We start from the raw sequence: 13,827 nt of genomic DNA, 5'->3' as shown, positions 1-13,827 counted from the left end.
GGTGCTTTACGGCTCGGCGGCCCCACGTGGAGGAGCGGTGGAAAAGCCCCGCCAGCTGCCCTTGAGGTGGATCCGCGCGGCCTCGCGATCCCGCAGCAACCCCAGCAGCCCGACCACCTGCACCTGCGTCCGCGCGGGTGCCTGGATGATCAGCCGGGTGCCAAACCACCTGCAGCTCGCTTCTTCCCCGCCATTGTCGGACCAGGTGTCGGGCTCGATCGTGCCCGTGATGATCTCGCGGACGTCGCTCAGCACTTCCTCGCGCCCGTAACAACGCCCCTGCGGCTCTCCATCGACGATGTTGTACGAGAGCTGCACGGCCCGCCCGTAGATGTCCTGCACATCGTGCATCGCGACAAACCGCCCCGCCGAAAAGTCGCCCGCGCAGGCCGCGTCCAGTTCCGGCGTGTGCACCATGTGGTCGCTCGCGCTCGCGGGAGTCCGCAGGTGCTCGATCAGCTTCCCGACCTTGTCCACCGTCGCGGGCGGCCCTTTGACGAACACCCTGTGGCGGTAGGTGCGGATGCTGCTCATGTCCCCGCCGTTGCAGGTCCAGTCCTCGGTCGTGATCAGCGAGGTGATGATGTCGCAGATGTCCTGGATCGTCTCGCGATCGCTGCGCGAGACGCGTCCGAGCGGGGCGTTCTCGAGCGGGCGCTCCGCCACGACAAGGTCGTCGACGTCGAACGCAGACATGGTGCTGCCGCCGACCTGCCCCGAGACCGTCAGGTGGAACGCGACGCGCGGGCACGCCTGCCCCGCCGGCGTCTTTAGGAGCCCGACCACCTCGCGCACCTTCTCGTGAACAGAGGGGGGAGCGAGCACCAGCAGGCGCGTCCCAAAGCTCGTAAGCGACGCGTACTGCCCTCCGTTCACGTCCCACGCGTCGGGCTCCACCGTCGAGGTGATCAGGTCGACGACCTCGTCGCGCTCCTCGCGCCAGAGCCGCTCATGGAACTCGTCGGGCGGCGGCGGCACCACCCCGCAGCACCACCGGGCGACTTTGTACTCCTTCCACCCACCCACAAACCCGCTCGCGTCGTACACCTCGAGCACCTGCGCATCCATCGCGCTCTCGGGCGACAGCAGCCGCCCGCGTCCCCAGTATTCCACCCGCGACTTGAACGCCGCGAGTGACTGCTGCCACGCCCAGCCCTGATCGAGGCGCCGGGCCGCGAGGTCGCGCGTGCTGACCCAGAACGGATTCCCGCCCTCCTGCGGCCCCGCCACGCTCATCGCCAGCACCGTCGTTGGAATCACCCCGGCCGCGCCCTCGCTCTTCACCCGCGGCACCACCCACAGCCCATACCCCAGCACCGCGCCCAGCAGCACCGCCCACACCCGCCCCACGCGTGCCCTGTTCCGCAGCAGGTCCCTCTCGCTCCGCGCGCTGTGCGTGCACTCCGGGCACACCCACACGCTGCGTGCCCCTTTCACCGTCGCGGGCACGCCCGCCATCCCGTACCAGCACCTGGGGCACCGCCGCCGCAGCTTCGCGCGATCGATCAGCACCCACCGCCGCAGCGCCAGCGGGACCAGGACCGCGACCATCCAGCCCGCGATGTGCCACGCCGACCAGTCCATGGTGCGTCAGACGCGGCGCCCCCGCACCGTGTTCCCGCGCAGACCAAACTCTACCCACGCTCAATCCCACCAGAAGAACCACCACGGGCAGCCCTTCATCATCCCCGCGAGGTTGCCCACCGTGTCAGTGTCCTGCTCGATGATGTCCTGGCAGTACAGGAAGTGCTCCCACGCCAGCTCCATGCTCCCCTCTTCGGTCATCGGCGGGCGCTTCACAACGCACTCAACCGTGTCGCGCCCAATCGCCACCGGCTCGGCCCCGTACCGCTCCAGCCACCGCCGCATCATGGCCCCCTGCGCCGCCGGCGTCGGGCAGTCATTCCACCCGCCGTAGCCGATCACCTCCATCGCCTCCGCGCCCGACCCGCACGGCACCAGCAGGATCAGGATGTCCGTCCGCTCCCGCCCGGTCCGCGTGTCCACCAGCAGCTGCGGCCCGCCGGGGTGCTCGTACTCGCACTCGGTGAACTCGCCGCGGATCACCTCGCCCTCGACGGAGTCCTCCTCCAGCATGGCTTCGACGTCCAGCCGCCGGAGCTCGAGCCACTGCTCCGCGTCGGTGCGGTACTCGGGCGTGACTTGCCCGTTGGCCATCTCGTTCAGGCTGTCGATCGCCTCCATGTCTGTGATGAGCGGGTAGCGTCCGGTCTGCGCCGCGTTCCTGCGGTGCTGCTCCCACTCCGCCAACGCCCGCGCCGCCGGGACCGCAATAACGCGGCACTCCACACCGTTCACGACCACCGTGCGTTCCGCGCCCATCGCTGTTCCTCCCGACTCAATAGAGCCGATCGTGGCAAGCGATCCAGATGTCTTGCAACGAGACAGCCCCGCGACATCAGAAGTCCGATCGCTCGCGCGATCGGCTCTCTTCAGCTCAGTGCAGCACCATCACCCGCCGCTGCAGCGGGAAGCACAGCGTCGCCAGGTTCACGCAGATGCGGTCACTCACCCGCGCGTACCGCTCATACTGCTGGTCCGCCTGCACCTTGACCTCGCTCGTGGTGGTCCCGCACCGCTCCATCGCGTCGCGGCACTCGGTCATCATTGCGTCCACCATCGGGCGGTCGCACTCAAAGTGGCACAGGAACCCGTACGTGCGGAAGCCGGCGCGGAACACCTGGACCTTCACCTGCGGAGTGCCAGACAGCACGGCCGCGCCCGCCGGGACCTGCGACACCTCCTGCCCGCACGAGAACAGCTGCTGGTGCGTCCACGGCACGCCGCCCAGCACCGGCTCCACCTGCCCCGCCGCGTTCAGCCCCATCGGGTAGAACCCGATCGCCGGCTTCTCGCGGGGCGTGACCTTGCCGCCCAGCGCGTGCGCGATCAGCTGTGCCCCCAGGCAGATGCCGATGACCGGCAGCTCGGCCGCGTGCGCCGCCTTGATCAGGTCCACCTCGCGCTGCATCCACGCGTGCTTCTCGATGTCGGTGACGTTCTGCGGCCCGCCGAGGATGACCAGCCCCTCGACCCCGTCGAGGTCGGGCGGCAGCATCCCGCCCCCAACAGAAGGCTTGTCGGGCCGCACGGTGTGAAGCTTGAAGCCATGGTCGCGCAGGGTCGCACCGAGGCGACCGGCGTGCCCGCTGTCTGAGTGCTGAAGAACGTAGATCATCGCTGCACCTCCATCGAAACTAATACCGTTCGTGATGAGCCCCGAACCAAGTGAGCGGGCCGCTCCGCCAAACCCCTCACTGCGTTCGGGGCTCGTTTCGAACGTCTTGCCCTACACGCGCACCATCGCGGCGTACTCGCTGTACCGCTTGTCCAGGTCCGCCCGCCCGATCTGCGTCAGCCGCTCCAGGCTGAACGCCTCGATGTTGTAGCTCGCCACCACGGTGCCGTGCACCAGCGCCTTGCGGATCGACTCGAACGACCCCGGCGCCGCCCCCTTCGCGGCCGCGATCGAGCCCATCATCCCGCCCGCGAAGCTGTCGCCCGCGCCCGTGGGGTCCACCACGTTCTCGGTCGGGTACGCGGGCAGCGCCGCGATGCCCTCCTTGTGCACGAGCAGCGCCCCGTGCTCGCCCTTTTTGATCACGACGAACTTGGGCCCCATCTCCAGGATGGTGCGCCCAGCGCTCACGCTGTTGGCCTTCCCCGTCAGCAGCTCCGCCTCGTCGTAGTTGAGCACCAGCCCATCCACCTGCCGCAGCAGCACCAGCAGCTCGCTCTTGGCGATGTTGATCCACAGGTCCATCGTGTCCGCCACCGTCAGCCTCCGCTTGGGCAGCTGCTGCACCATCCCCAGCTGCACCCGGGGGTGCGTGTTGGCCAGGAACACGTACTCGCTGTCGGCGTACCCCGACGGCACCCGCGGCGGCTCCTCCGCCAGCACCCCCAGCTCCGTGAACAGCGTCTCGCGCGAGTTCATGTTCGCGTGGTACTTGCCCCCCCAGGCGAACGTCTTGCTGCCCTTGCGCGTCTCAAGCCCGTCGAGGTTGATGCCCGGGAACTTGGCGAACACCGCGCGGTGCTCGGGCGGGAAGTCGTCGCCCACCGCCGCGACGATCCGCACCGGGGCATAGAGCGATGCTGCCGCCGCGAAGTACGTGCACGACCCGCCCAGAATCCGGTCCGCGTGCCCGGTAGGAGTAACAACCGTGTCGATGCCGATAGTGCCAGTGACGATGAGGGGCATAGGGCGGGAGTGTAGGGGCGCGCGAAGACCGTTCGTAACGAGCCCCGAACGAAGTGAGGGGCGCGGTGCTCGGGGCACCCCCGCGAATAGTGGCTCAAACACCCCACTCTCCGCGGTGCGGCTCGATCCGCGGACCGCCAAAGACGCGGCCTTACCCGCCCCGGCTCGGTGGTGAGGTGTATGAGCCTTTCCCTTTGTAAACTGCGAACGTGAGCGGCCGCCCCTCCAACACCCGGCTCGTCATACCAATCGAGAAACTGCGGGACTACGCCCTCTCGTCCGAACACAGAACTGGAAGGCACAAGGCTCGGGTGTTCCGATCAGTTCTCGGGCTCACGGCAGACCACGCTGAGTGGCTGCGCAAACACATACTCACTGTGGCGGAATCGCATCGATCGGACTTTCAGGTCGGCGTTCTCGATGAGCATGGTCAACGATTCCACCTCGACATTCCGGTGACCACAAAAAAGGGCACTGCGGTCATCAAGACGGCCTGGATTGCCCTCGCCGATGAGAGTGATGTACGATTGACGAGCTGCTACGTGCTTTAGGAGCCTGTATGAGCCAACCTTCACCGATCAAAGACCTGGACGTTGTCGCCCTCGTCACCGATCAGCCGAAACACGGGCTCGTGCGCGGGCAGGTCGGAACGGTTGTGGAAGTGCTCGCACCAGGGGTCTATGAGGTCGAGTTCTCTGACGAACAAGGGCGCACCTATGCACAGGCACCCTTCACCGAGTCCGACCTGATGGTGCTGCACTACGCGCCGAAAAAGCAGCAGGCGGCCTAATCCACCGTCACCAGCGGCGCCAGTTTCTCCAACGTCTTCGGCCCGATCCCCTTCACCTTGTCCAGATCCTGCACCGTGCGGAACGGCCCGTGCAGGCTGCGGTACGAGATGATCGCCTTCGCCGTCGCGGGCCCCACCCGCGGCAGCAGCTCCAGCTCCGCCTGCGTCGCCGTGTTGATGTTGATCTTCCGACCCACGCTGGCAGCCGGCACAGGCGCGGGCGGCTCGGGCTCGCTCACCAGCGGAGCAACAGTCGCGGGCTCCACGCGCTCAGCCTCAGGCGCGCTCGCCGGCGCTTCAGGCACCTGAGGCGCCGCCTCACTCTTCGGCTGCTCGACAGGCCCCGCGGCCGTCTTCGGCTCTTCGCTCTTCACCGCCGGCGACGGAACCGAAGGCGCCGCGCGCGATACTTTCCCCCCCGGCAGCTCCCTCACCACCGCCCCCGCCGCCTCGCTCCGGCGCGGCAACCTTCCCAGCGAGTACACCAGCCCCGCCCCGCACGCGAACGACAGCACCACCACCGCCGCCCACTTTGCCGGCCCCGACACGCTGCTGTACACCGAAGGGTTCGCCCCCATGCGGGGGGCCAGTCTACCGACTCAGCGCGAAATAGGAACCGCGACTGGTAAGAACCACGACCGCCAGGGAGCGGCACAGCCGCGCCCCGCGGCTGTCCTCCTCACCCAAGCCCCTACTTCCCCCCGTGCAGACTGAGCGGGCTCTTCCCATCCCGAATCGCGTTCCGCACCTGCGCCAGCCGCACCAGACCCGCCTTGTGCGTTCCATTCGCGTTCAGGAGCCCCGCGTGCGGCATTTCCGGAACCGGGGCGCCCTGCGGCGCATCCGCCAGCTCGTGCCAGCAAACACTGTGCACGTAAGGCTTTGAGCAGCACACCGCCACCGCCTGCGCCAGCCAGTCCGCCTGGCTCTGCTCGCTCCAGGGCTGCCGCCAATACCCCGGCTCGTACGCGTCCTCCGCCTCCGCCCCCGCCCGCGGCCGGAACGGCGTGGGAGTAATCGGTGCAGAAGGCGCCCCCAGCGCCGACACCACGATCGGCTTCTCCAGCCCCGCGAACTTATCCAGCAGCGCCGAGAGCGCCATCATGTCCCGAGTCGCGTACCCCGGCTCCGCGTGCCCCATCTGCACCCGCAGCGCGATCGCGTCGATCGACAGCCCCGCCGCGACCGCCGCCTCCGCGTACAGGTAGGGCGGGATGCTCCGCCGGTTGTTCGCGTGGTACTCGCCCCACGGCTGCGCCACCTCCAGCTGGATCTTCGCGGTGGGGTGCAGCTTCTTGGTCAGCAGCACGCACATCCGCGTCAGGTCCATGATTTGCTCGAAGCTGATCTTGAAGTTCGTGTTCACGTGCAGCCCGCTCGCCACCGTCCACCGCTGCACCGTCCGCCGGTACCGCGTCACCACCGCCTGCACGTGCTCGAACACCAGGTCCCGCAGCGTCTCGTAGTCGTTTTCCCAGATGAACAACCACTCCGGCACCGCCTGCGGCCGGAAGTCGATCAGCGGCCCCCCCACCACCGGCAGCTTCGCAGTGCGCACCGCCCACTCGATCCACCGGTCCGTGGTCGCAAAGTTGTACTTGCCCTCGTTGGGCTCCATGTCCACCCACCGCATGGGCATGGTCACGAAGTCGCAGGTGGCCATCACCGCCTTGTGCATCGGCTCGCCGAACAGCCCCGGCGAGATCGCGCAGCCGATCTGCGGCGGCCCGTGCAGCACCACCTGCCCCGCCCCCGGGATCGAGATCGGGTGGCCCGTCGGCGGCACCTCGGGCGTCAGCCGCGCCAGGTGCTGCACCGCCTCTGTGTACGCCCGCCCGCTCAGCCGATGCTTGAGCTGCCGGTCGGCGTTGATCAGAGTCAATCCCTCACCGGCGTTGATCGCCAGCGACAGCGCGTTGGTCGCGATCTTGTCCGCGGCAGGGCAGAAGCCCATGCGGGGCGTCTCCTCGCCGTGCGCGCCCCCGCTCGAACCCCGCTGCGCTACCAGCGCCTGCGTGAACTGCGCCCGCGCGTGCTCAAACTGCTGCATCACCGGGTTGTCCGCCGGCAGGTCGAACAGCCCCCAGTCCTCCATCTTGTTCAGGAAGAACATGATGCGGTTGCGCGCGATCTCGATCGTCAGCAGGTACGGCTCGGCCCGGTCCGGCAGCAGGCACGTGCTCAGGGTCAGAAGCCCCAGGCCATTGGGCATCGGCGGCACCCCCGGTCCCTCCGGCTTGCCCACCTGGAACTGCACCGCCAGCCCGGCGGTCTGCGGCACCGTCTTCTCGCACTCCACCAGCCCCGCCTCGAACGAGATGTCGCCCTGCATCGGCACCTCGTCGGGCCCGATCAGGTAGGCATGACGCGGCGGAAAGTGGGCCGCGTCCACGCCGTCGGCATCAAAGACCACGAAGCTGAGCAACCCGAGCCTCCCAGAACCCGCCCGTGCGAACACCATGGTTCGGCAGCGAGGGGGCAGAGTCTACCGGCCCGGAGTGCGTTTGGATTAACCGGAAACCCACACCCCCGCCGCACTGGAGCACCGCCGGGCAGGCGGCACCCCCGGGCGGTACGCTTGGCCCATGCAAGGCCTCTTCGAGTCCCACCTCAACCTCCCGGGTCCCCGCCGCGGCAAAGTGCGGGATGTCTATGAACTGCCCGGGGATAGCGACCGCCTCCTCATCGTCGCCACCGACCGCATCTCCGCCTTCGACGTCGTCATGCCCACGCCCATCCCCGGCAAGGGGCGGGTGCTGACCCGCCTCTCCACCTTCTGGCTCCACTTCATCGAGCAGGCCGGCCTCTGCCGCACCCATCTCATCTCCGACGACGTCGGCCAGCTCCCCGACTCCGCCTTCGGCATCGGCGGCACCGGGCGCGCCGAACTCGCCGGCCGCGTCATGATCGCACGCCGGGCCCGCGTCGTCCCTATCGAGTGCGTCGTCCGCGGCTACCTCGAGGGCTCGGGCTGGAAGGAGTACCAGGCTACCGGCGCCGTGTGCGGCGTCAAACTCCCCGCCGGCCTCCGCCAGTGCGACAAGCTCCCACAGCCCATCTTCACCCCCGCCACCAAAGAAGAGCAGGGCAAGCACGACGAGAACATCACCTTCGACGACGCCTGCTCGCGCGTCGGCCGACTGCTGATGGAACGCCTCCGCGACACCTCGCTCGCGATCTACTCAAAGGCCGCGGAGCACGCCGCCGCCCGCGGCATCATCATCGCGGACACGAAGTTCGAGTTCGGCCTGACAACGGAGCCGGACTCGGAGAGTCGGGCCACGGAGCCCATGCTCATCGACGAGGCCCTCACGCCCGACAGCTCCCGCTTCTGGCCCGCGAGCGACTACCAGCCGGGGCGCGCGCAGCGGAGCTTCGACAAGCAGTACCTCCGCGAGTACCTCGAGACGCTGGTCGCCAAGGGCGAGTGGAACAAGCAGGCCCCCGGCCCCGCCCTCCCGGATCAGATCGCCCAGGCCACCCTCGCCAAGTACGAAGAGGCGGCCGAGCGGCTCATGCGCTGACGAGCGTCACTTCTGCTCCACCGGCGCCCGGTTCCTCCGCATCTCCTCCATCAGCTTCCGGCGCTCGGCCTCGAACCACTCCTTGTACCCCTGCGGCTCGGGGAACGCCTGCGCGAAGCTCGCGCCCGGGATCTTGTCCATCTCCGGCTTCACCGCCTCCAGCAGGTACGTGTAGGCGTACAGCCGCAGGGTGTTGGGCGCCGCCTGGTACACCACCCGCGCATCGTCAAGGTTCAGCCCGGTGATGAACTGGTAGAACGTCGCACCGGCCACCATGCGGAAGTCCGACGCCAGCTGCTCCATGCGGTCGCGGTCCCCGCCGGCCGCGGGCGTGTTCTTCAGCTGCTCCTCCATGTACACCTTGTGCACGCGGATGGCGTAGTTGAACTGCGACAGGAACAGGTCGGGGTCGCCGCCCAGCAGCCCGCCCGCGTACGCACCCATGAGCGCCGAGATCGTCTGGTTCACCAGGATCGCCGGGCGCGTCAGCTCGCCCTGCAGCTCCCTGGTCACGAACACCTCCAGCGGCTGCTCCAGCAGCATCCGCCGGTCCGGGTCGTTCAGGTTGAAGTGCTTGGTCTCCAGCAGGTTCTTCACCCACTTCTGCGCCTCGTCGATCTGCCCGCGCCGGTAGAAGAACGTGATCGCCTCGCGCACGAAGTTCTCGTAGCCCGACGCCAGCGGGCTGTACCCGCGGGCGTCCTTGTTGTCCGCCCACGAGCGCTCCGCCATCGCGTCCAGCACTTCCGCGTAGGACTGCACGAAGTGCGGGTTGGGGATGCCCTGGAAGAAGCTCTCGGTCTGCCCCGAGTTGAACGACCCCAGGAAGTCGAAGTAGATCTCCCCGGTGCGGAAGAGGTCCTGGATCGACTGCGCCACCACGCGGTCCGTATTGATGAAGTCAAAGTCGCTCTTGTTGCGGGCCACATCGACGCGCGACAGCCCCGCCTCTACGCCCTTCTTCGCCCAGTACAGGCTGTGGGACGCGTGGTGCCGCCAGTCCATGGGCCCGTGCTCGCGCGTGTACCGCGCCATCCGTGAGGGCTCCATGTGGTACAGCTCCACCACCACCCGCCGCCGCCAATGCTTCAGCAGCGCCGCCCACGCCCGCTCCAGCTGCGGGTCGTTCGCCATCGCCATCAGCACCTTGCTCCGCGGCCCCAGCGTCGTCTCGTACAGCGGCAGCAGCACCGACGTCGACATCGCCTTCACGCGCTCATAGTTGAACAGCAGCTCGTAGATCTTCTCCGGGCTCTCCTCGGGTTTCGTGCCCAGCTCCGTGTGGATGCGGTCCAGCAGCGTCCGCACGCTGGGCTCGGCCGCGATGCACTGCTCCAGCGTCAGCGGCGCCTGCTCGAAGCCCTCCAGCCACGACGCGTACTTCTCGATCGCCGCCTCGCGCTTGCGGTCCTCGCTCGTCCGCCGCGGCGGCGGACCCAGCACGATCTGCCACTCCTGCGCCAGCCGCTTCTTGTAGACGATGTTCGCGTCGTCGGTGAACCCGCCCACCTTGTGCAGGAAGATCCACGCCAGCTCCTTGTGCAGGAGCATGTCGTTGGGGTTCGCCGGGATCCCCTTGTCCCGCAGCAGCGAAATGCCCGAGTTCACCCACGCCCACCGCTCATCGGGCGTCTGCGTCCCCACCGAGATGTTGTACGCGAGGTTCCACCCGTGGAAGACCCACACCCGCGGGAACCGCGGCTGCAGCTTGGTGATCGCCGTCGCCAGCTGGTTCGCCTCGTAGTACTTCCCCGCCTGCTTCATGTCCTCGGCGCGGATCCACAGGAAGTTCACGAAGATGCCGCGGAACGCGCCCATGGCGATCCCCAGCGCCACCTCCGGCGGCTGCCCCTCCTCCGCGCGGTCCGTGTACGTCAGCTTCGCGGCGCTCGCATACCCCGTGATGTTCACGGCCGCGAGCCCCGAGCCCAGCAGGCACGCCGCCAGCACCAGGGCCGCCACCAACTGCACCAGCGTGTCGCGCTTCATCGGTGCTCCCTTACTGACCCGAGTAGGTCGCCAGCTCGCGACGCCGGAAGATCACCACGCCCGCGCCCATGAGCAGCGCCGTCGCGACGCTCAGCACGCCCACGCCCACGATCATCTGCGACCACGAGAGCCGCAGCCCCTCCACCAGACGCTTCGTCGGCTCCAGGTCGCTGTAGATCTTGAATGTCCTGCTGACCCACGTCGCCACGAAGGCGATCGCCGTGTGGAACGGCATCACGTTGCCCTCGCGGTCCTCGGTCTGGTAGTAGTCGATCGCCGTCAGCACGCTCGACGCCCCCTCCGCCGCCAGGAACACCGCGAACGCCACCAGGCACGCCACCGGGAAGGAGAGGAACGTCCCCGCGCACACCGCCGTCATCGCGAGGAACGCCAGCTTCACCCACAGCACGGCCACGCACCGGAAAAAGTTGAGCCGGTAGCTCCCCTCCGCGTACGACAGCTCCATTCCGTCGGGCGGGAACGAGATCGTCTCCGCGTTGGGGATGATCCGCCCTTCCGCCGTCGGCCGCCCGTTGTAGATCGTGATGGTGAACTTCCCGTCCTCGCCCACGGCCGTGGGCAGGATCGGCGGCCGCACCGAGATGAACTGGTTCAGCGGCGTCTCGATCGTGCGCACGCTGCCGTCGGAGGCGAAGATCGTGAGGTGGTACGTCTGGTCGGGCATGTTGCCGCCCGCGTTCACCTTCAGCCGCAGCAGCAGCGGGCTCGTCGAGTTCCGCACGTCCTTCAGGCCGCTGAAGATGTACGTGTTCCGCTGCCCGGGGCTGATCGTGCGGTACGCCATCTGCAGGCTCTTGGGAAGGTCCTTGAGGTACCGCTCGCGGATCTCCTCCTTCTTCTCCATCAGCAGCGCCGTCTGGTCACCGGCGTCGGCCATGCGCTTCAGCTCGCGCTCCACGTACGTCGCCACGTTCTCCATCAGCTGGCCCTGGTCCAGGTCCAGCGGATCGGGCTGCTTGGTCTCGCGGGCCGCGAGCAGCTGCGTCTCGATGATGAACCGGTCCTCGCTCAGCGCCGCCGCCCCCTCGGGCGCCCGGTACGCCGTGGCCTCGCCCGAGGCCGGCTGATTGCGCAGATACTCGGTGAACAGGAACACGCCTGAGGCCGAAACCGCCAGCAGCACCCCCGCCAGCGTCACGACCCCCAGCCACTTGCCGAAGACGTAGTGCCACGCCTTCACCGGCTTGGTCATCGTCTGCCAGATGACCTTGTCCCGCTGCTCGAACGTCACGCTCGATGCCGAGAACGTCAGCACCAGCACCGCGATCAGCCAGAACGACCCGCCCGTGCCGTACTGCATGAACGACTGGATGCGGTAACGCAGAAATGTGTCATCTTCCAGCAGCCCCGGCAGCGCCGCCAGCCCGAAGATCAGCAGCACGATGAAGACCAGCGAGATCTTCATCCGCACCGCCTCGTCCAGCACGTTCCGCGCGACCGCCAGCGCCGGGTGCGCCGACCCGAGCAGCACGCGCGCCAGCCGCATCAGCGCCGTGAACGCCGCGGTGAGCGCCGCCAGCCCCAGCACCAGCGGCACCGTGGACTGCCCCACGTTCAACCAGTGCCCCAGCAGGTGGATGATGCCCACCAGCGCCCCCGCGCCCAGCCCCAGCCCCAGGTACGTCAGCGCCAGCCCCAGCCACACCACCGCCAGCAGCAGCCCCGCCACGATCGCGATGCCCACCGCCGTGCTCGTCGGGTCCTCGCGCCCCGCCAGGATCTTCCTGTAGATCTGGCGCGCCCTGTTCTCCGCCTCCAGCTGCGCCGCCAGCTGCTTGGCCTCGGGCGAGTCGGGCGCGAAGGTCGGCTGCCCCTCAGGCATCACCTCCGCCGCCGTCACGTCCTCCAGCTCCGGGCGCGCCACCTGGTCGACGCGCACCGCGTACGCCACCGCCGACGCGATGGCCAGCACGATCACCACCCCCGTGGCGATCAGCTTGAACCCGCGCCGCTGCTGCAGCCGGTTGCACCGGCCCAGGAACTCCCGCAGCTTGGTCACGGGAGCCGCTCCTTACCCCCGCTGTCCTTCCCATCGTCCAGGAGCGACCCAATCACCGACAGGTCCACATCGCCCGCCTTCGCCTTCTCGGCGGCGGGCGTGCGCGGGTCGCGCACCAGCGGCTGCGCCGCGGGCTCGGGCTCCTTCAGGAGGTCGGAGATCACGTCCTTCTGCACCTGTGCCGGCGCGGGCTCCGCCGCCTTGCCCTCCACCGGCATCGCCGCCGGGGCCGGCTCGCTCCGCATCAGCTGATCGATCAGGGCCTCGCCCTGCACACCCTCGCCCTTGAGGAACGACGCCGTCTCCCCGCCCGCCGTCGCGCCGCTCGTCGAGACCTGCTCGGCCTTCGCCTGCTCCACGATCTGCAGGAACAGCTCCTCCAGCGACTGCCGCGGCTTGCTCACCCGCAGGATCGCATTCTCGCTGCCCGTCCGCTGGCGGATGACATTGTCGATCGCCGCGATCGTGCCCTCATCCAGCGTGCCCGCCTCGATGGCCGTGCGGTCCTGCGCCACCAGCAGCTCGTCGCAAGTCCCCTCCGCCCGCTTCTGGCCGCCGTAGAGGATGATCAGACGATCGACGCAGTCCTCCACGTCCGCCAGCAGGTGGCTGGACAGCAGGATCGTCTTGCCCCGCCGCCCCAGCTCGATGATGAGGTCCTTGATCTGCTTCGTGCCGATGGGGTCCAGCCCCGTCGTCGGCTCGTCGAGGATCAGGAAGTCGGGGTCGTTGATCAGCGCCTGGGCGATGCCGATGCGCCGCTGCATGCCCTTGGAGTACTCTCGCACCGGCCGGAACTGCGCGCCAGTCAGCCCCAGCATGTCCAGCAGCTCGTCGATGCGCCGCGTCCGCGTGCGGTGATCGAGCTCAAACAGCTTCGCGTAGTACTCCAGCGTCTCCCGCGCGTTGAGGAACCCGTAGAGGTAGCTCTCCTCCGGCAGGTACCCGATCCGCCGCTTGATCGACACGTCCGACGGAGGGTGCCCGAAGACCGCCACCCGCCCGCTCGTGGGCTTGAGCAGCCCCAGGATCATCTTGATCGTCGTGCTCTTGCCGCTGCCGTTGGGCCCCAGCAGCCCGAACACCTCCCGCGGCCTGATCTCGAAGTTCAGGGTGTTCACGGCGCGGGCCCGGTCCCGCATCCAGAAGTCCTTGAACACCTTCGTCAGGTTCTGGGACACCACCACCGCGTCCGCCCCGGCGCTCTGGCGCGACGAGGGCGTCGAGGGGCGTACCACGTTCGGCGTGGCTGTGCTGGGAGTGGCGGCCTGCGTCATGC

The 13,827-nt window shown here is 68.4% G+C and carries 12 protein-coding genes; 3 read left to right on the top strand and 9 right to left on the bottom strand.

What is annotated here, in order from left to right; translation table 11 throughout:
- Nucleotides 1–6 precede the first annotated feature (6 nt).
- The 4 genes from VD997_15335 to VD997_15320 all read right to left on the bottom strand — a co-directional run bounded on the left by VD997_15335 (nt 7) and on the right by VD997_15320 (nt 4,225).
- A complete protein-coding gene (locus VD997_15335; GenBank protein ID HYE63364.1) occupies nt 7–1,584 on the bottom strand; it encodes a hypothetical protein in 1,578 nt (525 codons plus the stop codon).
- Between the two features lie 60 nt (nt 1,585–1,644).
- Complete coding sequence (locus VD997_15330; GenBank protein ID HYE63363.1) at nt 1,645–2,343, bottom strand: DUF4253 domain-containing protein; 699 nt, start codon at nt 2,341–2,343, stop codon at nt 1,645–1,647.
- 115 nt (nt 2,344–2,458) lie between these two features.
- Complete coding sequence (locus VD997_15325) at nt 2,459–3,199, bottom strand: type 1 glutamine amidotransferase (protein ID HYE63362.1); 741 nt, start codon at nt 3,197–3,199, stop codon at nt 2,459–2,461.
- A 111-nt stretch (nt 3,200–3,310) separates the two neighbouring features.
- The gene (locus tag VD997_15320) at nt 3,311–4,225 is read right to left on the bottom strand and encodes a PfkB family carbohydrate kinase (GenBank protein ID HYE63361.1); all 915 of its coding nucleotides are present in this window, start codon (nt 4,223–4,225) and stop codon (nt 3,311–3,313) included.
- A 209-nt stretch (nt 4,226–4,434) separates the two neighbouring features.
- Here VD997_15320 and VD997_15315 point away from each other — a divergent pair, with 209 nt between their 5' ends.
- The gene (locus tag VD997_15315; GenBank protein ID HYE63360.1) at nt 4,435–4,776 is read left to right on the top strand and encodes a hypothetical protein; all 342 of its coding nucleotides are present in this window, start codon (nt 4,435–4,437) and stop codon (nt 4,774–4,776) included.
- A gap of 8 nt (nt 4,777–4,784) precedes the next feature.
- Entirely contained in the window at nt 4,785–5,015 is a 231-nt protein-coding gene (locus VD997_15310; GenBank protein HYE63359.1) for a DUF4926 domain-containing protein, read from the top strand.
- On the opposite strand, the gene VD997_15305 is transcribed toward VD997_15310, so the two are convergent.
- Both VD997_15305 and VD997_15300 read right to left on the bottom strand, forming a co-directional pair.
- Nucleotides 5,012–5,593, bottom strand: a complete 582-nt coding sequence (locus VD997_15305; protein ID HYE63358.1) for a helix-hairpin-helix domain-containing protein — start codon at nt 5,591–5,593, stop codon at nt 5,012–5,014. The two genes, VD997_15310 and VD997_15305, sit on opposite strands and share 4 nt — an antisense overlap.
- 113 nt (nt 5,594–5,706) lie before the next feature.
- Nucleotides 5,707–7,440 carry an endo-1,4-beta-xylanase gene (locus tag VD997_15300; GenBank protein ID HYE63357.1) on the bottom strand — a complete coding sequence of 578 codons (1,734 nt, stop codon included), beginning with the start codon at nt 7,438–7,440 and terminating at the stop codon, nt 5,707–5,709.
- A 160-nt stretch (nt 7,441–7,600) separates the two neighbouring features.
- Between VD997_15300 and VD997_15295 the strand changes: the two genes are divergently transcribed.
- Entirely contained in the window at nt 7,601–8,539 is a 939-nt protein-coding gene (locus VD997_15295) for a phosphoribosylaminoimidazolesuccinocarboxamide synthase (GenBank protein HYE63356.1), read from the top strand.
- A gap of 6 nt (nt 8,540–8,545) precedes the next feature.
- Here VD997_15295 and VD997_15290 read toward each other — a convergent pair whose 3' ends face one another.
- From VD997_15290 to VD997_15280, 3 genes are read right to left on the bottom strand one after another with little or no spacing between them, the layout of a single operon-like run.
- On the bottom strand, nt 8,546–10,528 hold the full coding sequence (locus VD997_15290; GenBank protein HYE63355.1) for a hypothetical protein: 1,983 nt from the start codon (nt 10,526–10,528) through the stop codon (nt 8,546–8,548).
- Between the two features lie 10 nt (nt 10,529–10,538).
- On the bottom strand, nt 10,539–12,548 hold the full coding sequence (locus tag VD997_15285) for an ABC transporter permease subunit (protein HYE63354.1): 2,010 nt from the start codon (nt 12,546–12,548) through the stop codon (nt 10,539–10,541).
- On the bottom strand, nt 12,545–13,825 hold the full coding sequence (locus VD997_15280) for an ATP-binding cassette domain-containing protein (GenBank protein ID HYE63353.1): 1,281 nt from the start codon (nt 13,823–13,825) through the stop codon (nt 12,545–12,547). The genes VD997_15285 and VD997_15280 overlap by 4 nt, the downstream gene beginning before the upstream one ends.
- Between the last annotated feature and the right edge of the window lie 2 nt (nt 13,826–13,827).

It is taken from the genome of Phycisphaerales bacterium (assembly GCA_035627955.1).
Classification (GTDB): domain Bacteria; phylum Planctomycetota; class Phycisphaerae; order Phycisphaerales; family UBA1924; genus JAEYTB01.
This window is presented reverse-complemented; position numbering and strand designations above follow the sequence as displayed.